General features: G+C 54.2%; 18 protein-coding genes. 6 read left to right on the top strand and 12 right to left on the bottom strand.

The annotated features are described in order from the left end of the window. Window positions 1-7: 7 nt before the first annotated feature. Window positions 8-910, bottom strand: coding sequence for a peptidoglycan DD-metalloendopeptidase family protein (locus ACTJIK_RS13730; protein WP_440646968.1), 903 nt, complete (start codon window positions 908-910; stop codon window positions 8-10). Window positions 911-964: 54 nt separating this feature from the next. On the opposite strand from ACTJIK_RS13730, the gene ACTJIK_RS13725 reads away from it, so the two are divergent. The 4 genes from ACTJIK_RS13725 to ACTJIK_RS13710 all read left to right on the top strand — a co-directional run bounded on the left by ACTJIK_RS13725 (window position 965) and on the right by ACTJIK_RS13710 (window position 9214). Next, window positions 965-2518, top strand: coding sequence for an acyl-CoA mutase large subunit family protein (locus ACTJIK_RS13725; protein WP_440646966.1), 1554 nt, complete (start codon window positions 965-967; stop codon window positions 2516-2518). Window positions 2519-2551: 33 nt separating this feature from the next. Further along, window positions 2552-3448, top strand: coding sequence for a class I SAM-dependent methyltransferase (locus ACTJIK_RS13720; protein WP_440646964.1), 897 nt, complete (start codon window positions 2552-2554; stop codon window positions 3446-3448). A gap of 163 nt (window positions 3449-3611) precedes the next feature. Continuing rightward, window positions 3612-8183: a PKD domain-containing protein gene (locus ACTJIK_RS13715; protein ID WP_440646962.1), complete on the top strand. Its 4572-nt coding sequence runs from the start codon at window positions 3612-3614 to the stop codon at window positions 8181-8183. An 8-nt stretch (window positions 8184-8191) separates the two neighbouring features. After that, a complete protein-coding gene (locus ACTJIK_RS13710) occupies window positions 8192-9214 on the top strand; it encodes a PorP/SprF family type IX secretion system membrane protein (protein WP_440646960.1) in 1023 nt (340 codons plus the stop codon). Between the two features lie 54 nt (window positions 9215-9268). Here ACTJIK_RS13710 and ACTJIK_RS13705 read toward each other — a convergent pair whose 3' ends face one another. The 8 genes from ACTJIK_RS13705 to ACTJIK_RS13670 form a co-directional block, all read right to left on the bottom strand. Continuing rightward, complete coding sequence (locus tag ACTJIK_RS13705; protein WP_440646958.1) at window positions 9269-11470, bottom strand: S46 family peptidase; 2202 nt, start codon at window positions 11468-11470, stop codon at window positions 9269-9271. Window positions 11471-11686: 216 nt separating this feature from the next. Beyond that, window positions 11687-13093 (bottom strand): dihydrolipoyl dehydrogenase, encoded by a 1407-nt coding sequence (lpdA, locus tag ACTJIK_RS13700; RefSeq protein ID WP_440646956.1) that lies wholly within the window; start codon window positions 13091-13093, stop codon window positions 11687-11689. A 160-nt stretch (window positions 13094-13253) separates the two neighbouring features. Then, window positions 13254-13928: a LolA family protein gene (locus tag ACTJIK_RS13695; protein ID WP_440646954.1), complete on the bottom strand. Its 675-nt coding sequence runs from the start codon at window positions 13926-13928 to the stop codon at window positions 13254-13256. Window positions 13929-14059: 131 nt separating this feature from the next. After that, a complete protein-coding gene (locus tag ACTJIK_RS13690) occupies window positions 14060-16654 on the bottom strand; it encodes a DNA translocase FtsK 4TM domain-containing protein (RefSeq protein WP_440646951.1) in 2595 nt (864 codons plus the stop codon). Between the two features lie 81 nt (window positions 16655-16735). After that, a complete protein-coding gene (locus tag ACTJIK_RS13685; protein ID WP_440646949.1) occupies window positions 16736-17107 on the bottom strand; it encodes a hypothetical protein in 372 nt (123 codons plus the stop codon). Window positions 17108-17166: 59 nt separating this feature from the next. Continuing rightward, a complete protein-coding gene (locus tag ACTJIK_RS13680) occupies window positions 17167-17553 on the bottom strand; it encodes a DUF423 domain-containing protein (protein WP_440646947.1) in 387 nt (128 codons plus the stop codon). Then, complete coding sequence (locus tag ACTJIK_RS13675) at window positions 17546-18052, bottom strand: shikimate kinase (RefSeq protein ID WP_440646945.1); 507 nt, start codon at window positions 18050-18052, stop codon at window positions 17546-17548. Before ACTJIK_RS13675 ends, ACTJIK_RS13680 begins: the two co-directional genes overlap by 8 nt. Before the next feature lie 6 nt (window positions 18053-18058). Beyond that, the gene (locus ACTJIK_RS13670) at window positions 18059-18688 is read right to left on the bottom strand and encodes a 4'-phosphopantetheinyl transferase family protein (RefSeq protein WP_440646943.1); all 630 of its coding nucleotides are present in this window, start codon (window positions 18686-18688) and stop codon (window positions 18059-18061) included. Window positions 18689-18757: 69 nt separating this feature from the next. On the opposite strand from ACTJIK_RS13670, the gene dcd reads away from it, so the two are divergent. Continuing rightward, on the top strand, window positions 18758-19294 hold the full coding sequence (gene dcd / locus ACTJIK_RS13665) for a dCTP deaminase (RefSeq protein WP_440646941.1): 537 nt from the start codon (window positions 18758-18760) through the stop codon (window positions 19292-19294). Window positions 19295-19417: 123 nt separating this feature from the next. Here the strand turns inward: dcd and ACTJIK_RS13660 are convergent, their stop codons facing one another. The 3 genes from ACTJIK_RS13660 to ACTJIK_RS13650 all read right to left on the bottom strand — a co-directional run bounded on the left by ACTJIK_RS13660 (window position 19418) and on the right by ACTJIK_RS13650 (window position 22799). Beyond that, a complete protein-coding gene (locus tag ACTJIK_RS13660) occupies window positions 19418-20668 on the bottom strand; it encodes a serine hydrolase domain-containing protein (RefSeq protein WP_440646939.1) in 1251 nt (416 codons plus the stop codon). Window positions 20669-20766: 98 nt separating this feature from the next. After that, complete coding sequence (locus tag ACTJIK_RS13655; protein ID WP_440646937.1) at window positions 20767-21996, bottom strand: TlpA disulfide reductase family protein; 1230 nt, start codon at window positions 21994-21996, stop codon at window positions 20767-20769. A gap of 131 nt (window positions 21997-22127) precedes the next feature. After that, the gene (locus ACTJIK_RS13650; RefSeq protein WP_440646935.1) at window positions 22128-22799 is read right to left on the bottom strand and encodes a YggS family pyridoxal phosphate-dependent enzyme; all 672 of its coding nucleotides are present in this window, start codon (window positions 22797-22799) and stop codon (window positions 22128-22130) included. Between the two features lie 204 nt (window positions 22800-23003). Between ACTJIK_RS13650 and ACTJIK_RS13645 the strand changes: the two genes are divergently transcribed. Continuing rightward, window positions 23004-24143 carry an acyl-CoA dehydrogenase gene (locus tag ACTJIK_RS13645; protein WP_440646933.1) on the top strand — a complete coding sequence of 380 codons (1140 nt, stop codon included), beginning with the start codon at window positions 23004-23006 and terminating at the stop codon, window positions 24141-24143. Window positions 24144-24205: the final 62 nt, after the last annotated feature.

Genomic DNA, 24205 nt, shown 5'->3' with positions numbered 1-24205 from the left:
TCTTTTTTTACAGGTTCTTTTCCCGGATCATTTCGTTCAGCAGGTAAGTTTTCCCGTTGAACCGGATATACAAAGGCCGGCTGGCGTACCAGGGCTTGTCTTTCTCGATCTCATGCACCTGTATATGCAGGTGCGGCTCGGTGCTGAAGCCGGAGTTACCTACACAGCCCAGCGGTTCGCCGATCTTCACCATATCCCCTTCCTTTACCATCACGCTGCCCATTTTCAGGTGGCCCATGAACACGGTGTAGTTGTCTCCTTCTATCACCACCATATTGGTGTTCTTCGGGCCGCGCGCCATGTTCGGCGGAATATTGTCGGGGTTGTCGCTATAAGCCCGCACTACTTTACCGGAGCAGGGGCTGTAGACCGTATCCCCGAAAATGGCATAATCTTCCAGCTTCCTGGAAAAGACAGTGTTGGCACGGTTGCCGTATTTATTCAGCTTTACGATATCCATTGCGTAAATGGCGCCGCGCAGGCTGAAATGGAAAATATTGGTGGGCAGTCCCTTCCCTCCCTGTAAAACGAAATAACGGCCTTTTTTAAGCGGAAAATCAAGCTCTACGGTCTTGGGTACGCCGGTGGTGCCCGTAAAATACAGAACGCTGGCAGCGCCCAGTAAAATGGTGAAAACGAATTTCATCCAGATGCTGCGCGCAGGGAGGGTCACTTTCCGCCGGATGAAGAACCAGGCGGTGCTGAGCAGGAAGAGTATGCCGAAAACATACTTCAGGTAAACGCTCAGGAACACCCACATGCCGAAGAGGTAAATGAACAAAGCCAGGAAAGCGGAAAGCACGGCGGTAAACACCAGGTCAGCAAGCGGTTTCCGGGAAGCCCGGTACATCAGGAATATACTCAGCGCCGCCAATCCGATCGTTAGCGCCAATAACAAATACGTAAACATAGCCGGGCAACAAAATTTACCGCAATTTATCGTTTTTAAAGTAACATTGTAAATATGGAAAAGAAGATCAGGACGGATTCGGGAATAGAGATACAGCCATTGTACACTACTCCCGTGCCGATGGATGAATTGCCCGGCAGCTTTCCCTTTACCAGGGGCATACACGCGTCCATGTACCGGGATAAGCTATGGACCATGCGGCAATACGCGGGGTTCAGCACCGCGGAAGAATCCAACAAACGTTACCATTACCTGCTCGGCCAGGGCGTTAGCGGCCTCAGCGTGGCTTTCGATCTGCCCACGCAGATCGGTTACGATTCAGACCATGCCATGGCCGAAGGCGAAGTGGGCAAAGTAGGCGTGGCCATCGATTCGCTGGAAGATATCGAAACGCTGTTTGCCGGCATCGAGCTGGAAAAGGTGTCCACCTCCATGACCATCAACGCCACCGCCTTTATCCTGCTGGCATTCTACATTGCGCTGGCCAAAAAACAGGGAGCGGACCTGCATAAGATCTCCGGTACTATCCAGAACGACATTCTCAAAGAATACGCCGCCCGCGGCACTTTCATCTACCCCCCGCAGCCGTCCATGCGGCTCATCACGGATATTTTCGACTATTGCAGCCGGGAAGTGCCCAAATGGAACACCATTTCCATCAGCGGTTACCATATCCGCGAAGCGGGCGCCAACGCCGTACAGGAGCTGGCTTTCACACTTTCCAACGGGAAGGCCTATCTGAAGGCCGCGCAGGCCGTGGGGATGGACATCAACGTGTTTGCCAAACGCCTCAGCTTTTTCTTCAACGCGCACAACCACCTTTTTGAAGAAGTGGCCAAGTTCCGCGCGGCGCGCAATATGTGGGCGCATATCACCAAAGAGCTGGGCGCCACCGATCCCAAGGCGCAGATGCTGCGGTTCCATACCCAGACCGGCGGCAGTACGCTCACCGCGCAGCAGCCGCAGAACAACATTGTGCGCGTGGCCGTGCAAACGCTGGCCGCCACGCTTGGCGGCACACAAAGCCTTCACACCAACGGCTTCGACGAGGCCATATCCCTCCCAACGGAAGCGGCTGCACGCATTGCGCTGCGCACCCAGCAGATCATCGGCTACGAAAGCGGCATTGCCGATACTGTAGACCCGCTGGCCGGCTCCTATTACGTGGAAGCGCTCACCAAAGAAGTGGAAACCCGCGCCTGGGAACTGATCGGTAAAATAGACGCCATGGGAGGCTCCGTGAGCGCGATAGAACAAGGTTTCATACAGGATGAAATAGCCCGCAGCGCCTATCAGTACCAGCAGGAGATCGAGAACGGCGAAAAGATCATTGTGGGGGTGAATAAATTCAACGTAAAAGAAGAAGCGGATGCCGAAGTGTTCCGGATAGACGACAGCATCCGCAAACTGCAATCCGAAAAACTGCAGCACCTCCGCAGCCGCCGTGATAACGAAAAAGTAACATCCTTGCTGGCAGCCATTGCCAGCCGTGCAACAACCACCGAAAACCTCATGCCCCTGGTGGTGGAGGCCGTGGAAAACTACTGTACCCTTGGGGAAATTGCGGACAGCCTCCGGAACGTGTGGGGGGAATACAGGGGGATTTAATTTGTTTATCTTGCAGCCAGCTTTATGATAACCATGAGTAGCATTCATTACACGCAATGCCCTGTTTGCGGATCGGCAAAGATCAGCCAGGTGCTCACCGCAAAGGACTATACCGTATCAAAAGAAACCTTCGGGATCTGGGAATGCGCCGCCTGCACAGGCCGCTTCACGCAAGACGTTCCATCCCTCAACGAAATAGGACGGTACTACCGTTCCGAAGAATATATTTCTCACTCCGAAACCCGTGAAGGACTGATCAACCGCATGTATCACAGCGTGCGCAAGATCACCATGCGGTCCAAGCAGAACTGGGTGAAAACGGCCGCAGGCGTAAAACAGGGCAAGCTGCTGGATATCGGCAGCGGCACGGGCGCCTTCCTGCATCACATGAAGCAGCTGGGCTGGGACGTTACCGGCCTCGAACCCGACGCAGGCGCCCGCGAAAACGCCCTCAATCTTTACAAGATCGAAACACAAAGCGTGGAAGCCCTCTTCTCCCTCGCTCCCGCACAATACGATTGCATCACCATGTGGCATGTGCTGGAACATGTGCACGATCTGCATGGTTACCTGCAACAGATCCGCACGCTGCTGAAACCCGGCGGCGCGCTGCTGATCGCCGTGCCCAACTATACCTCCACCGATGCCCGCATTTACGGCGCCGGATGGGCCGCCTACGATGTGCCGCGCCATCTCTACCACTTCTCTCCCCGCTCCATGGACATCCTGCTGCAACGCCACGAACTCAAGATCGTGCAGAAACATCCCATGGTATTCGACGCATTTTACGTGAGCCTGCTCAGCGAAAAGAACAGCAAAGGCGGCAGCGGCCTGGTTGCCGGCGGATGGAACGGCCTGCGCTCCTATTGGAAAGCATGGCGGCATGTGGACAAATGCAGCTCGATTGTGTACGAAGTGAAAGCTCTGTAAAAATTCCTTTCCAGCACTGAAAAAAACCACCATTAGCAACTCTTCTCCCTCCCCCTTTTGGGGGAGGCAATGCCTTACTGCGCCTGCGTTTGCACTTTTCGGGAAATAGTTTTTATCTTGCCGCCGATTAGTATTCCCCTGTGTTTTAAACCGAATACCCTGCATGAAACCATCTTTACCCCGTGCTTATATCCGGCGCGCATTGTCGTTTATTACCTGTGTATTATTGCAACATACCGTTTCCGCGCAGCAGCTGTCCAATGCCGGCACCGATTTCTGGGTCGGGTACGGGCATCACCAGTTCATGGAGCCCGGCATGGGCAATTCCCAGGAACTGGTCCTGCATATCAGCGCCGAACAGGCGGCCAATGTAACGGTCAGCATACACGGTACCGCCTGGGTACGGCATTACAGCATTCCCGCCAACACTGCCATCACCACGGAATACCTGCCCAAAGCCGGGTTCTACGACGCCCGTTTGTATTCGGTTCCGCCATCGTTTGGCGGAACAGGCGGAGAAGGTATCTTCGCCAGCAAAGGTATTCACATCGAGAGCGATGTGCCGGTGGTGGCTAACGTGCATATGCTGGGGAGCGCCTCCAGCGGGTCTTCCATGCTGCTGCCCAGCAACACCTGGGGGTATGAATACCTCTCGCTCAACAGCCAGCAGTATTACCAGGACAATGCATTCTCCTGGCTCTTCGTGATCGCAAAAGAAGATAATACGGTGATCGAGATCACACCCTCCAAACCCACGCGCAACGGCAGGATGGCCGGTGTACCCTTCACCGCGACGCTCAGCAAGGGCCAGATATACCAATTGCTTGGGGCCAGCCTGGGTGCAGGTTTCGGGAACGATCTCACGGGCACAAAAGTGCGCGCAATCCAGAACAGCAGCGGCGAATGCCATCCCATTGGGGTCTTTTCCGGCAGCAGCCGCACCTATATTTCCTGCCCGGGCAACTATCCCGGAGGCGGCGATTATATCATCCAGCAGTTGCTTCCCCGGCACACCTGGGGGCAGCGCTATCTTACGGCGCCTTTTTCCAACGCCATTGCCGCGGATAACTTCCGGACGGATATCTACCGCGTACTGGTAAGCGATCCGGCAACGGTAGTAAGGCGGAACGGCGTTGCGCTGGGACCGCTCACCGATAACGCCTATTACGAATTTCAAAGCAATACCGCCGATCTTATTGAAGCAGACAAGCCGGTGATGGTGGCCCAATACATGTCTTCTGCAAGCGGCTGCAACAATACCACCGGGTTAGGCGACCCGGAGATGGTCTACTTAAGCCCGCTGGCGCAAGGCGTTAAAAAAACCGTGTTCACCCGTACCTCGCGTGAAAGCATCAATAATAATTACGTAACGCTAATAGTGCCCGATGCCGGCCTGGCTTCTTTACGGATAGATGGCGCAGGCGCGGATCATGTGTACCCGCATCCGCAGCTGGCAGGTTATAGTGTTGCGGTCAAACGGTATAATGCCCTGAATGCATCGGGCATCATTACCTGCGACCAGCCGTTCACCGGTATCACCTATGGCCTGGGCAGCGTGGAAAGTTACGGCTACAATGTGGGCATGAACTTGTGGAACCTCAACGGTTTTGGCCGGATCAGGAACGCGGAAAGCAGCGCAGCAAGCAGCGAATATACCTGCCAGGGTACACCGGCGCAGCTGTCCGTATTCCTCCCCTACCTTGCCACCAGTCTGAACTGGAAGATCAGCGCCATGGGCGGCGCCATCACGCCCAATACGGACGTGCTGCAAAATATGCCTTCGCCCATAGATACCGTACGTGTTGACGGCGTTCTGTATTATCAATACGTACTGCCGCAGCCGTACACGTTCAGCGCCCCGGGCGACTATGCCATCCCTGTAGAAGCCGCCCACTCCAGCATCAATCCATGTAACCATACCGAGACCATCAACATTCCCGTTGAAGTGAGGGCCGGACCGCAGGCAACAGCGGCTTTCAGCAACCCTACCGCATGCACATTAGATACTGTGCAACTTTCGGCCGGTACAACGAGCGGCGCTTTTACATTCGACAGGTGGGTATGGAGCTTCCCTGACGGCAGCACTATCAATGCACGGGAGGCGAAAAAACTCTACCCGCCCGGCACACATAAAACAAAACTCCGCGCCGTTACCACCATAGGCTGCGTAAGCCTGGATTCCGTTTCGTTCACCATACACGACCGCCCCACGGCCAGCTTCAACAGCGCTGTACCGGCCGTATGCGAAGAAGGCGCGGTCACTTTCACTGATAACGGTTCTGCTTATGCAGGCTCAGCGGCAATTTCAGGGCGGTCCTGGGATTTCGGGAACGGCGCGCCGACTCTTAACAGCGGCAACGCTTCAGAGCAGGCTACCTTTAATACCTACGGCAGTTACGAAGTGAAAATGGTTGCGAAGGTCAGCGACCTGTGCATAAGCGATACCGCCCGCCGGACTATCACCGTACACGCCAATCCGTCGATCACGCTCACGATGCCAGGCAACTGCCTGCCGGCAGACCGTTCGGCTTCATTCACCAGCAATGCCGCTACCCCAGACGGGCAAACGATCAGCAGCTACCAATGGAACTTCGGCGATGGTACCGGCACTTCCACAGACAAAGACCCTGTATATACTTATGCCGGCAACGGCACCTATCCCGTGCACTATGCTGTTACCACCAGCAATGGCTGCACCAGTGACAGCACGTTCAACGTAACCGTCGCCGCCAAACCGGAACTGAGTTATTCCGTGGTACCACCCGTTTGTGAAGACGCCACCGGCCCTGCTTCCGTGGCGCAGGCCAGCGTACTGAACGGTGCAACGGGTGCAGGAATCTACAGCGGCCCGGGAATTACCGACGACGGCGCATTGCAGGCGGGTATCGCGGGTGCCGGCACACATACCGCCAAATACATATTCACCACTACGGAAGGCTGTAAAGATTCCGTATCCACCACCTTCACCATACGCGCCAAACCGGTGCTCAGTCTCACCCTGCCGGAAGGATGCCTCCCGGTGAATGGTGAAGCCGCTTTCAGCAGCAACGCCACTACACCTGACGGGCAGGCCGTCACCGGCTACCAGTGGAATTTCGGGGATGGTTCCCCGCTGTCTGCGGACAAAGACCCGGTGCATCATTACACTGCGCCGGGCACTTTCAACGTCAGCTATACCGCTACTACCGTTAATGGCTGTACGAATGATACGAGTGTGCAGGTGAAGCTAGGCATGCTGCCTGATCTCGCCTACAGCGTTATTCCACCAGTCTGCATTTCCACGCAAGGACCTGCTTCGGTTGCCAATGCTTCGGTAGTGAATAACCTGCCGGGTAGCGGTATTTATACCGGTGAAGGCGTTAGCACAACTGGCATTTTGAATCCTGCGATCGCAGGGGCCGGCACTCATCCCGTTAAATATATTTTCACAACTACCGACGGATGCGTGGATTCCGTATCCACCACTCTCACCATACGCGCCAAACCGCTGCTCAGCCTTACCCTGCCGGAAGGGTGCCTCCCGGTGAATGGCGAAGCCGCTTTCAGCAGCAATGCCACTACACCTGACGGGCAGGCTGTTACCGGCTACCAGTGGAACTTCGGGGATGGTTCCCCGCTGTCTGCGGACAAAAACCCCGTGCATCATTATGCCGCGCCAGGCACTTTCAATGTTACATATACCGCTACTACCGTGAACGGCTGTACGAACGATACCAGTGTGCAGGTGAAGCTGGGCATGCTGCCGGACCTGGCCTACAGCGTGATCCCGCCGGTATGCGTTTCAGCGCCCGGACCGGTTACAGTCGCCACTGCTTCAGTGGAGAATAACCTGGCTGGAACCGGCATCTACCGCGGCGCAGGCGTTAGCGCCAACGGCAGCTTCGCCCCTGCTGTTGCGGGAGTGGGGCAGCATGCCGTGAAATATATCTTCACCACTACAGATGGCTGCGTAGACTCCGCGAGCAGCAGCATTACCGTGAATGCCTTACCTGTTGCGGGCTTCGTCGCTTCCCTCGATTCCGTATGCCAGGGCGGAAGCGTCACCTTCACGAATATGAGCACAGGCGGCGCATCTGCATGGAACTGGAACTTCGGGGATGGCGGAACCGCATCTGCGGCAAGCCCCACCCACCGTTTCAATACCGCCGGCGATTTTGCGGTGAGCCTTCGCGTAACGGACGGCAACGGCTGCGTGTCCGAACCTTTCAGCCTGCCGGTAGTAGCCACCGTGTTGCCGGTGATAGACGCGGGGCCTTCGTTCACCGTAAAACAAGGCGCACAGGTGCAATTCAGCCCGACGGCAAACAATACCACGCAGGTAACATTCCATTGGTCGCCGGCAGCGGATTTTATTGATCCCAATGTGCTGCGCGCTTCGCTGGTAGCCACCCGCGACGCCGTATATACGCTCACCGCCACCAGCGGCAGCAATTGCAGCGCAACGGACCAGGTAACGGTCACCATCATCAAAGCCATCGACCCCCCGAACGTATTTTCACCCAATGGCGATAACATCAACGATACCTGGGTGATCCGGGAACTGGTGCATTATCCCAATTGCATCGTGGAAATATTCAACCGCTATGGCCAGCGCCTGTTCCGCTCCAACGGGTACGGCGCCGCCTGGGACGGTAAATACCGCGGGGAGCCGCTGCCGATAGGTACCTATTATTACGTCATTCACCCCGGAGACGGCGGGAAGCCCGTTTCAGGATCCGTTACCATCCTTAAATAATGTTGGTTATGATCAGACAATATTTATACATATTCCTGCTGATGCTGGCATTTACGCCGGCCGCCGTTGCACAGCAGCAGCCGCACTATACGCAATACCTCATGAATCCCTTTATCCTCAATCCCGCCATGGCGGGCATTGAAAGCTACTGGGACATAAAAGCCAGCCACCGGCATCAATGGGCCGGCCTGCAGGATGCACCGGTCACCACCTATCTTTCGGCGCACGGCCCGCTGGGCAAATATTCCCGCAACAATACGACGCCGACAGACATGCGGTATACCTCGCGCGATAAAACTTACTGGGACAATTACAGCGCCCCGGAAGGGCACCCAGGCGTGGGCTTCACGGTGTTAAGCGATGTAACCGGCCCTATCCGGCGCTTCGCGGTGAATGCCGCCTATGCGCATCACATCGGCCTTGGCCCGAAAACAAGCATCAGCCTGGGTCTCGGGGCCGGCATGCAAACCTACAGCCTGGATGCGGACAAGCTGGATTTCGCCGATCCTGGCGACCCTACCATGGCGGGCGTTGGCCTGATGAGAAAATGGAAGCCAGACCTCTCCGCCGGCATCTGGCTGTACTCTGCTGATTTCTTCGGCGGCGCATCTGTGCAGAACATCATTCCGCAAGAGCTCACATTCGACGAAGGTGAAATTATCAATGCACGAGAACGCGGGAAGCTCACGCCACATGTATTTATCACCGCGGGCTACCGCCTCTGGCTGAGCAACGATTTCAGCGTGCTGCCTTCCATGATGCTGAAAATTGTAGACCCTGCACCGCTGGGTATCGATGTGAATGCAAAGCTGCTTTACCGCGACCGTCTGTGGGTTGGCGCCAATTACCGGGTGGACGACGGGTTTGCCGGGATGCTCGGGGCTTACATCACACCGGTCTTAAACATCGGTTACGCATACGACTATACAGCTTCTTCGCTGAACTACGTCAGTAAAGGCACGCATGAGATCACCATCGGCCTCACGCTGGGCAACCGGAGCGGCGTTTTTGCGCCGGGGCATAACTGGTAACAATATCTTCGGCATAAAAAAAAACCGCCTCGTGAGGCGGTCTTTTTTTTATTATCAGGACGCTTTTTTCAGCGGCGTCATTTTCCCTTTTTTCGGATGCACAAGCTTCATTTCATCAACGAGGTGTTTTGCACCGGCAAACTTGTCCACGATGAACAATACATACCGGATGTCCACCATAATGTTGCGGCAAATGGAAGGATCGTAGTTGATATCGCTCATGGTGCCTTCCCAGGTACGGTCGAAGTTGAGGCCAATGAGGTTGCCGTACGCATCCAGCGCGGGACTGCCGGAATTGCCGCCCGTAGTGTGGTTGCTGGCGATGAAACATACCGGCATCTTGCCGTTTGCACCGTATGGGCCATAGTCTTTCCGGGCATGCAGTTCCCGTAATTTCTCAGGCACGTCGAACTCATAATCGCCGGGTTTGTATTTTTCCATCACACCGTCCAGCGTAGTGATGAAGTCGTATTTCACCGCGTCGCGGGGCGCGTAGCCGTTCACTTTACCGTAGGTAATGCGCAGCGTGCTGTTGGCGTCCGGGTAGAAACGTTTGTCTTTCATCACTTCCATCTGCGCGGCCATATAACGGCGTTGCAGGCGGTTGATCTCCGGCTGAAGCTCGTCGTAAGGTTTATTCACAAAATCGATATAACCGTTGCGCAGGCCGATCATCAGCCGGGTGGCGGGGTCTTTCCATACGTCGGCAGACACGGTTTTGTAAGGCCTGTCCAGGAACGCGGCCAGCTTGTCGTACGACGAAAAAGCAGATTGACTGTACATTTTGTCCGCAGTCCTCTTCCCGTCTTTATTCGTCTCCATCCATACCTGGTAAGCTTCTCCGCCGATCTTGTTCGAGGGCACCTCTTTGAAATAAATATCCAGCAGCGCGGCCGCCACTTCGCGGTCCACATCGTTGTTATAGTTCTGGTATTGCGGTTTTATTTTGGCGAGATAAGCCTGTTTGAGCGTTTCATATTGCTCCTCCCCTTTCAGCCGCGTTTCCTGCAGCAGGGTGATGGCGTTGTTGGCGAATCCCAGCATTTCCACACTGCGTATCAGCTCGCTGTAATAATCGCGCGCGATGGCGTACGGCGCCTGCGTTTTGTAGAGATTATTGAGCGAGTCCAGCAGGCCGCTGTAGGTGCCGCGGTATTCCGCGTTGTTGTTCACCAGCTGCCGGAAACGGGCTTCGTAGTCCAGCTTGCGCTGAATGCCGTTCGTCTGGCGCACGCCCTGCATCTCGCCGATCCATTTTTTCCAGGAATTGGCGGTGGAGGCCTGTTTGGCCGCATATTGAATTTTTATCTGCTCATCCTGGCGCATAAAGCCGTCGATCACTTTCAGCGCAGCGTCGCGCATGCTTACACGGGCGGGGTCCTGGCCTTCCACGGTGAGCTTCATGGCTTCGGAGGGCAGGTATTCGTTCGTGCGGCCGGGGAAACCGAATACCATCGTGAAATCGTTCTCCGCGATGCCGTCCAGCGAAATGGGCAGGAAGTGTTTGGGTTGTAGGGGAACATTGTCTTTGGAATATTCCGCAGGCCGGTTGTCTCTCCCCGCGTACACGCGGAAAATGGAGAAGTCGCCCGTATGGCGGGGCCATACCCAGTTATCCGTATCGGCGCCGAACTTCCCGATGGAAGAGGGCGGCGCGCCCACCAGGCGTATGTCTTTGTATGTTTCCGTTACGAACAGGAAATACTGGTTGCCTTCAAAGAAGGGTTTGATGAGGGTTTCCTGCCAGGTTTCCTTTTTCGCGCCGCCTTTGATCATATTCAGGTTCTTGTCTATCGCGCTCTGGCGTTCGCTTTCGGTGAGGCTGGCGGAAACGCCTTCCAGCGCCGCCTTTGTCACATCTTCGATGCGTACGATGAAGGTGGCGGTAAGCCCGGCATTGGGAAGTTCTTCCTGCATGCTGCGGGCCCAGAAGCCTTTGTCCAGGTAATTATGCTGAAGTGAGGAATGTTTCTGGATAGCGTCGTAGCCGCAGTGGTGATTGGTGAGCAGCAGGCCTTTGGAGGAAATGATCTCCCCGGTGCAGAAGCCGCCGAAGCTGACAATGGCGTCTTTCAGGCTGCCTTTGTTGACGTTGTAGATATCTGCCGCGGAGATCTTCAGGCCCATGCCTTTCATTTCCTTTTCGTTCAGCCTGCCCAAGAGCTGCGGCAGCCACATGCCTTCCGTGGCAAAAACGGAAAGATGGGCGAGGGATAATACTGCGGTCAACAGGTATGTAGCGATTTTTTGCCTCATAAGATGGATTTGGTGAATCAAAGCGGCAATTTACTGATAACCGGAAGATTAACAAGGTGGTTTTGGGAGGGAATGCGGGAGGAAGAAGATAAGCGGCGGCGGTGTATACACCGCGCTGCATGGAAGGCTGATGCTAATAAATACTCGTGCTGTCATAAACGCAAAAGGCTGCACCACATGGTGCAGCCTCCGCTTTATCGTTATCAACAAGTTGATTTACAGGTGAATCGCTTCGCCGTAAGCCACTTCGATCGCATCCTTCACGGATTCGCTCATGGTCGGGTGCGGGTGGATGGAATTAAGCACTTCCAGGTAAGTGGTTTCCAGTGTACGTGCGGTAACGGTCTGTTCAATAGCTTCTGTTACGTTCATACCGATCATATGCGTGCCCAGCCATTCGCCGTATTTGGCGTCGAAGATCACTTTTACGAAACCTTCTGTAGCGCCTGCGCCCACAGCCTTGCCGGAAGCGCTGAAGGGGAATTTGCCCACTTTCACTTCGTAACCGGCCTCTTTGGCGGCCTTTTCAGTATAACCCACCGATGCGATCTCAGGCGTGCAGTAAGTACAGCCCGGAACGTTGTTGTAGTCGATCGGGTGGGGTTTGTGGTTGTATTTCTTTTCGTTGTAAGCAATGGCTTCCACGCAAACGATAGCTTCTTTGGAAGCCACGTGTGCCAGCGCCTGGCCCGGAACCATATCGCCGATGGCGTAAACGCCCGGAACATTGGTGGCATAATAAGGATCTACCAGTACTTTGCCCTTGTCGGTTTTTACGCCGAGGGTTTCGAGGCCGAGACCTTCGATGTTGGCGGTGATACCCACAGCGCTCAGCACCACGTCCGCTTCCAGGGTTACTTCGCCGGTAGCGGTCTTCACTTTCGCCTTTACGCCGTTCTTTGCACCTTCAACAGCTTCCACGCTGGCGTTGGTCATTATTTCGATACCTTTTTTCTTGTATATCTTTTCCAGTTCTTTGGAGATATCCTCGTCCTCAACCGGCACGATGCGCGGCATGAATTCAACGATGGTCACTTTGGTGCCCAGGGTAGCGTAGAAATAGGCAAATTCAACGCCGATAGCGCCGGAGCCTACCACGATCATGCTTTTGGGCTGGGTAGGCAGGTTCATGGCCTGGCGGTAGCCGATCACGTTCTTCCCGTCGATCTTCAGGTTGGGGAGCTCGCGGGCGCGGGCGCCGGTAGCGAGAATGATGTGCTTGGCGTCCTGAACGGATACTTTCCCGTCCTTATCGGTCACTTCCACCTGGCCTTTCGCTTTCAGCGTGGCAGTGCCCATAAGCACGTCGATCTTGTTCTTCTTCATGAGGAACTGAACGCCTTTGCTCATTTTATCTGCCGCGCCACGGCTGCGTTTGATCACAGCGGGAAAATCAACCACGGACCCTTCAACGGTTACGCCGTAATCCTTGGAATGGTTGATGTATTCTACTACCTGTGCGGATTTTAATAATGCTTTGGTCGGGATGCAACCCCAGTTCAAACAGATACCGCCCAAACTCTCCTTTTCTACTATTGCTGTTTTAAATCCCAGTTGAGAAGCCCGGATAGCCGCCACGTATCCACCGGGGCCGCTACCAATTACGATTACGTCGTATGCCATATTGCTTGATTTTTATAATAAAACTTGGCAAATGTAGCAAAAAAAAGTAAAGTTCTGCTGTTTGCGGCGGATACATGACAATGGCCGGAGACAGCCTCCCGCAAATAAAAAACGGCCCCCGAACCGGGAGCCGTTCCAGTATTATGCTGTAAAGGTTGAACTAGCGGAGGTCTACCACTTCCACGTTGGGATATTTCTTCGCGTCGAAGGTGAACAGATCGTCTTTCACGGCGCCGTTGGGGGTAAAATTGGTGATCTCGTAAGTGTAACGGTTGCCGTTCTTTTCAAAAACCTTCATACGGGCCAGGGTCTGGTTCTTCTTATCCACGTCCACCAGCACTTTGAAGAAGTTCTTGGATTTGTCGGTCGGCGTCAGCTCTATATTCTGGAGCACCTTTCCTTTCTCGGTGGTTTCACCATTCAGGCGGTACAGGAAGTCTTTGTCGTAGAAATTGGTGAAGATCTTGGCGGGCGTCATGCTGCTGTTGCTGTGGTCCACATTGCTGATCGTCACTTCGTTCACGTCTTTGGCGTAGGTCCAGGAGGTTTTGTTGTCGCTGATAATCTCCTGTCCGTCCATGATCACTTTATATTTGGACCCTTTTACGTAAACAGAACCCTTTTTGGTGTCGCTCACGCTGTTGTTGGCGCCTTCCACCTTCAGTACAAAATTAGCGATAACAGATTTGAGGGATTTGAACCTTTTGCTCACGCCATCCAGCACCACCTTGGCTTTCGGGTCGTTTTTGCCGGAGGACGACGATGCCTGGGCGCTGGCGCCGAATACCATCCCGCACATGATCAAACCCGTTAATACCGTTTTCTTCATCATCATAAGTTTAAGTGTTGTAGTTGTAGGGAATTAGACCAAATCTTATGCCGGTAAGTTTATACCGTCATGTTAAAGAATTGCAAAATTCGTTTATTTCCGTCAAAAGTGGAAGAATGCAGGCTGGCGTGCGCAAATTATAACATACTGTTAAGAATTTCTTCGAGGTCGGCTTCGGTTTTCACGTTCACGTCCCTCGCTTTGCTTCCCATGTTGGGGCCTACGATCCCGGCGGCTTCCAGCTGGTCCATCAGGCGGCCTGCCCGGTTGTAGCCCAGCTTCATTCTCCTTTGCAGCAGCGAAGTGGAGCCCTGCTGGTTCTGTACGATCACGCGGGCGGCTTCTTCGAAGAGCGGGTCACGGTCTGCCAGGCTGAAGTCCTTGCCTTCCATATCCTTTTCGTCGATATACTCCGGCAGCAGAAAAGCGTCCGGGTAACCGCGCTGTTCGCCGATGAACTCGGCCACGCTTTCCACTTCAGGCGTGTCCACAAATGCGCACTGGAGGCGCACAAGCTCGCCATTGAAGGAGATCAGCATGTCTCCCTGGCCAATGAGCTGCTCCGCCCCACCGATGTCGAGAATGGTGCGGGAGTCTATTTTGGATGATACTTTGAATGCAATACGCGCCGGGAAGTTTGCCTTGATGGTACCGGTGATAATGTTCACGGACGGGCGCTGCGTAGCGATGATGAGGTGGATGCCCACGGCACGGGCAAGCTGCGCCAGCCTCGCGATAGGCATTTCCACTTCTTTGCCCGCGGTCATGATCAGGTCCGCAAACTCATCTATCACCAGCACTACAAACGGCAGGTAGCGGTGGCCTTTCTGCGGGTTCAGCCTGCGCTGGGTGAATTTGCCGTTGTACTCGCGGATGTTGCGGGTGCCGGCTTCTTTCAGCAGGTCGTACCGCAGGTCCATTTCGATACAAAGCGCGTTGAGGGTATGCACCACCTTCTTGGTGTCTGTAATGATCGCATCTTCTTCGCCGGGCAGCTTGGCCAGGAAGTGTTTTTCGATCAGCTTATACAGCGAAAGTTCCACTTTCTTAGGGTCTACCAGCACGAACTTCAGCTGCGAAGGATGTTTTTTATACAGCAGCGATACCAGCAGGGTGTTGATGCCCACTGACTTACCCTGGCCGGTAGCGCCCGCCATCAGCAGGTGGGGCATCTTGGCAAGGTCCGCGATAAAATTCTCGTTGTCGATCTTTTTCCCGATGGCGATGGGCAGGTCCATCTGGCTGTGCTGGAACTTGTCAGACGCCAGCATGTTGCGCAGGGAAACGATAGTCTTTTTCACATTGGGCACTTCAATACCGATGGTGCCGCGGCCGGGAATGGGCGCGATGATGCGGATGCCCAGCGCCGAAAGGCTCAGCGCAATGTCGTCTTCCAGGTTCTTGATCCTCGAAATACGCACGCCCGCGGCCGGCACGATCTCGTACAGGGTAACGGTAGGCCCAACGGTGGCGCTGATCTTCTGGATAGCGATGTCGTAGTTCTTCAGCGTGTCAATGATCTGGTTCTTGTTTTTCTCCAGCTCAGTGGTGTCCTGCACGATCTTGTCTGACCCATGGTTCTCCAGCAGGTCCAGCGCGGGGTATTTGTAATCCCGCAGGTCGAGGGTGGGCTCGTATGGGTCTACGGGCACAGCTTCACGCACAGGCACGATCTCTTCCACTTCATCGTCGGTCGGATCTTCGTACACCGGTTTGATCTCGAAAGCCACTTCTTCCACCGCCCCGCTTTTTTTCGGTGAAGGTGAAGGTGGAGGGGTGTAGATCCCGGGCTCCGGTTCGGGCTCTTCTTCCGTGAGCATCAGCTCAGCTTCCGGTTCAGGTTCCGGTTCGGGTGTCGGTGCAGGCGGAATGAAGGTGATGGCTTTGGGCGCGGGATCTTCTTTTTCGATCAGCTGTAATTCCTGTTCAAATTCTTCTTCTTCCACGGGAGGGATCACCGTGATGGGACTTCCGCCCCCTTTCATCGCATTATTTTTGGCAGGCGCAAAAACGGGTTCCGGTTCTTCTTCCTCCTCTTCATCCGGCTCCCCGAAACCGGCAAACGGTTCTTTCACCGGTTTGGGTTTCTTTTCCGGCCATTTGAAGTCCACGTTGAATTTCCAGATGATCCAGCTGAGCCCCGCCACCAGCAGCAGCAAACCTGCGCCGGTCTTACCGAGGAAACCGCTCGTCCACCGATTGAGCGCATCGCCCATGGCCCCTCCCCAGGGGAAGGCCGACTTGCCGGTAAGGAAAGCGAAGGTCATGCTGATGAACAGCAGCCCGAAAATGATGTATTTCACATTGCGCCAGAAGCGGAATACGCGGCGGCCTACAATGAAGTTGATACCAATAATGAAAAAGAAATAACAGAACAGGTAAGAGGCAATGCCGAAGCCCTTGAAAAAGAACCAGTGGGAAGTAAACGCGCCGAGGCGGCCCAGCAGGTTGTCCACTTCAATTTCGTGCCTGAAGAGTACGGACGAGGAGTAACGGTGCACTTTATCGAAATCCTCCTCCCAGGTGAACAGGTAGGATGTGAAAGCAATAAAGCAGTACAGCGCCAGCAGCAGGAAAAAAGCCCCCAGTACTTTATGGGTGCGCTCATCCTTTACCAGCTCCTTCACTTTTACCTCCGGCTCTTTGTCCGGCTTGAGCGTATCAGGATTGGGTAGCTGTTCTTTTTTCTTTTTAGGTTCTTTCTTTTCTGATTTCAGTTTGTTACCTGCCATAATCGAAATCAAAATTAACTATTGCCGGGGCAATCGCGGAAAATTATTTCCGGGGCCCGGCGGTTTACCACAACCAGCTGTTTAATTCTTCCCGGAACGGCTGTCAGTTTTATGATCAGCTTTTTTCAGCCCGGTTTGTGCGGCTATCCATTCCTGAATATACGCAAGAACTTCGGGAGATATTGTCTCGGGCAGCTGTCCATATTCAAACACCGTGCAGGTTTTGCAATGCTGGAAAAGATGATTGAGGCCGGGAAAGGTTTTTACGGTTACTTTCGGGTTGCCTGCCGCAGTCAACCCATCTTTCCATGCTCTCAGATTGGCCTGGCTGGCCACCTGCACGTCTTTTTCTCCATTAATGGCCAGTACCGCCTGCGCATCTGTGGCGAAATCCGGAAGAAATGTTCTTGTTTGGAATGCCGACGTCTTAAAATTCCGCCCCGTGTTGGGCATAAATGGCTGACGGCAGCCACAGCAACAGGCATAGGGCAGTCTTTCTTATCATACCGTGATCATTTTTTGAGAACTCCCAGCAACAGCATTACCCACCCGGCAATGAACGCCAGCCCGCCGATGGGCGTAATGGCGCCGATGCCGCGCAGGCCCACCGTATCGGTCGCTTTCAGCAGGGTGAGCACGTACAGCGAGCCTGAAAACAGGAGGATGCCCAAAAGGAAAAGCCGGCCGGCCCATACCAGCTGCGGCCCGGGCGCATGCGCGTACAGGATGCCCACTGCCAGCAGTGCGAACACGTGGTAGAACTGGTAGGTAACGCCTGTTTGGAAGGTGCTTACGGTTTCGGGTGGCACGAGCTCTTTCAGCTTATGCGCGCCAAATGCGCCAAGGATCACTGCCAGCGCGCCTAAAAGCGCCGCCCATATGAGAAATGTTTTATGCATGCGGGATCAATTTATCAAAAGTTTCCAAAGATATCTCATCGTCGCTGATGATCACCTGACTTTGCTCATAGAATGACTGCCTTTCCATTAATTTCTTTTCAGTGAAGGCGGTGAGGTCTTCCACGGAGAGGTCCTGTATCAGCGGCCGTTTGGCCTGTTTCCTTTGCAGGCGCTCTACCATGACGGGCACGGAAGGGTTCAGCCAGATGGTAATGCCGGCGTTGTTCATGAAATCCATGGTATCCGAAAAGCAGGGTGTGCCGCCGCCGCAGGAGATCAGGAAGCTGTCGTAGTCCAGCGCAAGCTCACGGAGCACCTTGCCTTCCAGCTCCCGGAAATAGGATTCGCCTTTTTCGGCGAAGATCTCGGCTACGGACATGCCCTCCCGCTCCACGATCACATCGTCCAGGTCGAAATACGGCAGGTTCCAGTGAATGGCCAGTTGTTTGCCCCAATAGGATTTACCGGCTCCCATAAAACCAAGCAGAAATACTTTCATGTTGTCTTATTGTTTTCTTTCCCCCGCCGTCCAGGCCAGGCATAGGTTATCGTCCAGAATATATTGCAGGTCCAGGCAGGCGATCCGGTCGTCTTTCAGGAAATCGCAGGTGATGAAGCCGGCGTTCTGAAAGGGAAAGGATTGCAGCTGCATATTGGCTTTGAAATCAAGTCCGCCCATGCCGTACCATTTGTAGACCGCTTCTTTGGCGCTCCAGCAGATAGTCTGGTGCGGGAGTTTCTGTGCGGGCGACATGAATTCCTGTTCCCTGGGGGCGAGGAATTTGTGCGCTACGCGGCCGATCTTCGGCTGCACGTTCTCAATATCGATGCCAACATGTTCCCGGGTGCTCACGATGGCGGCGGCATAGTCGCCGCAATGCGAGATGGAAAAATAGTAAGGATTTCCGGGAATATACGGTTTTCTGCTTTCGAGGATGCGGATTTCATTCACGGGTAGGTCCGGGAACAAGTGCTGGAGGAGGTAGCGGCCGGCAAAATGCTGGAGGCGCTTGTGGGGGTGGTGAACGTCGGGTTCTATGCTGACGGTGGTCCTGAAAAACGCTTCTTCTTCACCAATTTTCCACACTCCCAGCTTCGTGGCGGGGTCAATTTGTATCGTTCGTATTAAAGCCATAAATTCGCCGCTATTACCGCGAATTTAAACGGAAATACCCAACTGGCCTAAACCTAAACAAACCACATCATGATCTTGTCTGACAAAAGGATTTTAGAGGAAATTGAAAAGGGCACCATCGTGATCAGCCCTTACGACCGCAAATACCTGGGTACCAACTCCTATGATGTGCACCTGGGGAAGTACCTGGCTACTTATGCGGACAGGGTGCTGGATGCCCGCAGGCATAACGAGATCGTGCATTTCGAGATCCCGGAGGAAGGTTTTGTATTGCAGCCGAATACGCTTTACCTGGGGGTAACGCATGAATATACGGAGACCCACGCGCATGTGCCCTTCCTGGAAGGCAAGAGCAGTACGGGCCGCCTGGGTATCGACATTCACGCTACCGCCGGCAAGGGCGACGTAGGGTTCTGCAATACCTGGACGCTGGAGATCTCCTGCGCCCAACCGGTGCGCATATACGCAGGCATGCCCATTGGCCAGCTGATCTATTTCGCGGTGGAGGGGGAAATTGAAACGTTGTACAATAAAAAGGGCAACGCGAAGTACAATGGCAGAACCGTGAGGCCGGTGGAAAGTATGATGTGGAAGAATGAGTTTTAAGACATTCCTGATAAGAAGAAGCGGGCTTCCTTAGAGGGCCCGCTTTTTTTATTACCCTTAGCCGGATTTTTACTTTGTATGTTCTCTTCTCAGACTAACACTTTCTCCGATTTATGAATATCCTTACTCCAACGCCCCGTAAGTCAATATCCTGAATTTCCGCACAAAATCCCCATACCAGCCATACGGGCTCACATTCGTAAACACCAGCATGATCAGGTTCTCCTGCCTGTCGATCGTATACTCGGAACAATATGCCCCGCCCCAGGTCAGCGAACCCGGCGTAGCCTGGTCGCCATAACGCGTATCATCAGTGATGATCTGTAAACCCAGGCCAAACTTGTCGTTGCGGTCCCACACGAAATTGTCGCCGATCTGGTTGCGCCCCATCAGGTCCACCGTTTTACGGGAAAGCAGCCGCACATTATTGTAACTCCCGCCGTTCAGGATCAGCTGGCATATCTTCGCATAATCTTCCGCAGTACACACCAGGCCCGCACCTCCCAGGAAAAGGGTTTGTTTCCCGGCAATTGGAAAGGTACGGTTCTCCACGCTCGTGCTGAGCGTAAGCGGATCGTTCACCGTGCGCTTGGAATACAGCTCCACCAGCCGCCCCGCCTTGGATGCGGGCAGGTAGAAATAACAATCCTTCATGCCCAGCGGCCCGAAGATCCGCTCGGCAAAAAACTGGCTGAGGTTCCGGCCGGAAATCACTTCCACCACCCTCCCGGCAATGTCCGTATTGTAACCATACGTAAATTTCTCCCCGGGCTCATGCACCAGCGGCCGAGCCGCCACCTGCCTGATAAGGGAATCGAGGGTGAGACCGTCCAGGTCGCTGAGCGCCCCGCCGGGCACTTTATGCGAAGGATGCTGGTAAGGAATGCCCGCGGTATGCGCCAGCAGGTGACGGATGGTCACGGCCTTCCTCGCCTTGTGCGTAATAGCGCGGCCCGTGGCCTTGTCCACACTATCCAGCACCTGCATGTCGCTGAACTCGGGCAGGAATTTGGAAACGGGATCATCCAGGAACAATTTTCCTTCCTCGTACAGCATCAGCACAGCGATGGTGGTCACCAGCTTGGTCTGCGACGCGATGCGGAAAAAATCATCCGTGCGCGCGGGTATCTGTTTTTCAATATTGCGGTGACCATACGCTTTATGATGCACGACCTGCCCGTTGCGGGCAATGAACGTGACGGCATTGGGCGCATATCCCCTTGCGATGGCGTCATTGAAAAAGCTGTCTATACGGGCGAGCCTTGCAGCGGAAAAACCGGCGGCCGCAATATTGGCGGCAGGCTTCAGCTGCTGCTGGGCCCCGGCGGCCGTTGCAAGCAGGGCGCCTGCAAGGAAAAGGAATACTGTTTTCATAAACGTGATTGATACCCGAAATATAACAAGGAATTACGCATAAAAAAAGGCGCCCTTTACAACCGGGCGCCTGCGCTTGATGAAATGTCGTGTATACGTTACTGCAAAAGCCCGTCCATCAGGTGGTTAAACTCTTTCTTGTACGTTTCGTAATGCTCGCCCGTACCCGGACCGTTAAACCCGGTATGCACCTCTTTCACTTTGCCGCTCTTGTCCAGGTAAATGGTGGTGGGGAAACCTTTTAGCGCCGTCAGCTGCGGCAGCGTCTTCTCCGTTTTCTGCGGGTCAGACGGCGTAACGCCGGTGATCAGCACGGGATAGGTCACGTCAAAGCGTTTAATGAAGCTCTGCACGGCTTTTTTCGACTTCCCGAAATCCGGCGTGCGCTCGTAGCACAGCATAATGATCTCCACGCCGCGGTCTTTGTTCTGCTTATACCATTCGCTGAGGTAGGCGGTCTCGTCCATGCAGTTGGGGCACCAGGAGCCGGAGATCTGCACGATCACGGCTTTGTTCCTGAAACGCTCGTCTCTGATAGACACCTTTTGCCCGTTCACATCCGGGAAAGTGAAGTCCAGCGTGGCGCCGGCCTCTTTCACGGTGGCGATGGTGGTGGCGTCCTGCAGTTTGGCGCTGCTGTCCTTTTTTGCGGTGAACTGCTCTTTGGCGGTAATGCCAGCAAAGAACACGCCGTTGCTGAGGGTGGAATCGTTTTCCACTTTGGCGGTGAACAGGTAAGCATGCGAACCGTCGAAGGTGGACAATTTGAGCGTATCGCCGTCCACAACGCCCTGCAGGTAACGGTAATCGCCGGTGGTGGTGAGATAGGTGCCGGTTACGGCGCTGCCGTTCTGGGAAAATTCACCGATGGCAAGGCTGCTGTCTTTCCCTTCGGGCGAAAAGAAATAAGTGGGCCAGCGGCCGGTAACGTTGAATTTTGGCGGATGAGCGGCGGCAAAACGTTCCGCCACGCCCGGTACGGCTTTGAACCGGATGCTCACGTCCTTATCCGCCAGGTGGCGTATCCACAGGCCCTGCAGGCTGCCGTCCGGCTGCAGCGCGGTCCTGAATTCGGAATCGAAGAAAGGCATGCGGATGAAAACGGAATCTCCCTCCTGCCTGATATCATCCACCAGCATACGTTCGCCGGCGTTGATGATGTGAATGGCCTTTTTGCCGGAGCTGTCTTCCAGCTCGAAGTTGAATACGATATCCCCTCCATCTTCCCGGAGCAGGTGCGCCTGCCAGGGGCCGGTAGCCAGTGTGGCCTGTTTCTGCGCGCTGCATGCGGCCAGGCCGATCATTGCTGCGATCATTAGTCTTTTCATCCGTTAATAATTGATTACTTCGTTCAAATATGTCTTTTATCGGCCTCAGTGAAATAACTTTTTTTTAAAAGCCGGATGGAACTTCGCATGTTAATGCATGGTTTCAACATGCTCCGTTTCATACTGTCTGTTTATGCATAGTTTCTTGCGCCGAAAAGCAGGCTGCCGATGCGAACGAGCGTACTGCCTTCTTCAAGCGCGAGTTTATAATCACCGCTCATGCCGGTGGATAATTCCCTGAAGGTATCTGTACCGGGGAAATACTTTTCCCTTATCCTGTCGCGGAGGGCTTTGAGGCCCGCAAACTCCCGGCGTATCTGCGTTTCATCGTCCGTATTGCTGGCCATGCCCATGAGCCCGGTGATGCGTACGCCCGCAAGTTCCCCGGCCTGGTCCAGCAACTGGAACAGCTCGGTTTCGCTGAGGCCGAACTTCGTCTCTTCCATGGCAATATGCACCTGCAGCAGGCAGTCTGTTACCCGGTTGTGCTTCAGCGACTGTTTGCTGATCTCGGCGAGCAGCTTCAGGCTGTCCACTCCGTGGATCATGCTCACAAAAGGCGCGATGTATTTTACTTTGTTGGTCTGGAGGTGGCCGATGAAATGCCATTGTACGTCTTCGGGGAGGAGCCCGGCCTTTTCCACCATTTCCTGCACGTAATTCTCGCCGAATATGCGCTGGCCTGCGGCGTAAAGTTCCCGGATGTCTTCCACGGGTTTGGTTTTTGATACTGCTACCAGCCTGGCATGGTATGGTTCAAGTTGTTGCAACACCTGCCGGTAGTTATTAATATTCACTGCCATATTCCTACAAAAATAATAGACTTTAAGCATTTACGGCGCAGCCTTTGGAAAAAGCCCAACAAATCGCCCCCGATCTATGCAAAATATTCAACAATACCGGGGAAATGCTTGTTACCGTTAAATTCTCTGGGGGTGATTTTTTTACATCCTCATTTTAAAATAGGTTTGTAAACACCAACAATCTTATCCTAAAATAAATTTTACATGGAATTTCAGTTAACAGAAGAACACCTGATGATCCAAAAAGCGGCAAGGGACTTTGCAGTGAGCGAGTTATTGCCGGGCGTAATTGAACGGGACGAGCAGCAGAAATTTCCTGCGGAACAGATCAAAAAACTGGGCGAACTGGGCTTCCTGGGCATGATGGTGGACCCCAAATACGGCGGGGCCGGGCTGGACACCGTTTCGTATGTACTGGCCATGGAAGAGATATCAAAAATAGATGCATCCGCTTCCGTGGTGATGAGCGTGAACAATTCCCTTGTTTGCTGGGGGCTTGAAACATACGGTACCGAAGAACAAAAACAAAAGTACCTGACGCCGCTGGCCAAAGGCGAAGTGCTCGGCGCATTCCTGCTCAGCGAGCCGGAAGCGGGGTCTGACGCTACTTCACAGCGTACCATCGGGGAAGACAAAGGGGATCACTATCTCGTGAACGGCACAAAGAACTGGATCACGAACGGTAATTCCGCCAGCATATACCTCGTGATGGTGCAAACGCACACTGAAAAAGGCAGCAAAGGCATCAACGCGCTCATCGTGGAAAAGAACACGCCTGGCATCACTATCGGCGTGAAAGAGAATAAACTGGGCATCCGCGGCAGCGATACGCACAGCGTCATGTTCCAGGATGTGAAGGTGCCGAAGGAGAACCGCATCGGGGAAGACGGTTTCGGTTTCAAATTTGCCATGAAAACATTGGGCGGCGGCCGCATCGGGATCGCATCTCAGGCCCTGGGCATTGCCAGCGGGGCTTACGAGCTGGCGCTGAAATATTCCAAAACACGCAAGGCCTTCGGGAAAGAGATCGCCCAGCACCAGGCCATCCAGTTCAAGCTGGCCGATATGGCCACCCGCATTGAAGCCGCCCGCCTGCTATGCCTGCGCGCCGCATGGGAAAAGGATAACCAGCTGGACTATACCCTCAGCGGCTCCATGGCCAAGGTATTCGCCTCCGAAACCGCCATGTGGGTGACCACCGAAGCGGTGCAGGTGCACGGCGGATATGGTTACGTAAAAGAATACCACGTGGAGCGCCTCATGCGCGATGCGAAGATCACCCAGATATACGAAGGCACGTCCGAGGTACAGCGGATCGTGATCAGCCGCAGCATACTGGGATAAACCCGGTTAGATGTTGGAATTTATCTTAATACGATTACCTTTGTTCCAGCATCAGCGGTTAC

Origin of the sequence: Chitinophaga sp. 22620 (assembly GCF_052044405.1) — a bacterium.
In the GTDB taxonomy this organism is placed as follows: Bacteria; Bacteroidota; Bacteroidia; order Chitinophagales; family Chitinophagaceae; genus Chitinophaga.
The sequence above is the reverse complement of the archived record's forward strand: the minus strand, read 5'-3'. Positions and strand labels throughout refer to the sequence as shown.